The 1,026-nt window shown below is 65.2% G+C and carries 1 protein-coding gene; it reads right to left on the bottom strand.

The genetic code is table 11. The features are described from left to right. Nucleotides 1-426: 426 nt before the first annotated feature. Nucleotides 427-651 (bottom strand): hypothetical protein, encoded by a 225-nt coding sequence (locus ACP4J3_RS50755; protein WP_426545091.1) that lies wholly within the window; start codon nucleotides 649-651, stop codon nucleotides 427-429. Nucleotides 652-1,026: the final 375 nt, after the last annotated feature.

Genomic DNA, 1,026 nt, shown 5'->3' with positions numbered 1-1,026 from the left:
TCCCAGCGGGGCATCGGCCTTCGGCGCGGCAGCCGACCTCAGCCACAGCTCAGAACGGCCGCTACATACGGTCTACACGCTTGAAGGTTCCGTGATTCCGCGAACAATTCCGCGTGATCATGAGCACTGTCCGAGTAAGAGCTCGCGCAGATAGGTGTGGGGTCATGGTCGTACGGCTGGGCGCCTGACCCCCTCGACCCCGACTACAGGATCGAGGATCGAGGAGTTCGCCGCGAAGCTCGGCGGTCTGTGCATCACCGTTGCCGCCCGCTTCGTGGATGGCGAGTTCGACGGCGAGTTCGCCGACCGGACCACCGCACTCACCGACACCGCCGTGATCGCCTCCGAACACCCATGCTCCTGCGCAGGCCGAGCCGTCGTCCCACTCACGCGGTGAGGGCCCCGCAGCGTGACCACCGCTGGCGCTCACTTGCGGTTTCGGCCAGTCCGCTTACGACGGGCGCGGCGATCTACGAGTCGCATCCCGGCCAGCCAGAGGTCCCTCTTGTGTTCGGAGTCCTGTGGGACGAGGGCCTGAACGAGGAGGATCCCGCCGGGCGTCACGATCGCGAGCACCACGGTGATGGTGACCACCCACCAAGGGGCACCCACGAAGGTGAGCGCGCTGATCGCGGCGGCTCCGCCGAGCATGGGGCCGAATTATGTGACGGACGACAGTCACCATTTGCCGGAACGTGCGGGCGACGACCGCGTAGATCAAGCGTCGACGGGTGCGCGAGACGAAGAACGCCGGATCCACGGGACGCGGCGCGACCTGCTCGCGGAGGACGTCGTAGGCGGTTCGCAGCCTGTAGCAAGCGGACCTCAACCGTGTAGACCGTTGATGTGTTCGGTGTCCGAGGTGCTGGCTTGCGTGGAAGCATCACGCACTCTTTCCCTCGCCCTCTACATCGAGTTTGACCGACGTGTGCCGTCGGAAGTCGGCCGTTACTGACCTTGCTGGCGTGATGTCGTGAGGGTCGACGAGTTGTGCTTGTCGCAGTAGGCCGGTGACATGAGGTATCC

Origin of the sequence: Streptomyces sp. UG1, assembly GCF_049974585.1 — a bacterium.
Taxonomy (GTDB): Bacteria; Actinomycetota; Actinomycetes; order Streptomycetales; family Streptomycetaceae; genus Streptomyces.
Note: the sequence above shows the minus strand (reverse complement) of the source record. Positions and strands in the feature narration are given on the sequence as shown.

Bases quoted from the DNA above. Each gene is read 5' to 3' on its own strand.
- ACP4J3_RS50755 (WP_426545091.1), bottom strand. From the start codon at position 651: ATGCTCGGCGGAGCCGCCGCGATCAGCGCGCTCACCTTCGTGGGTGCC.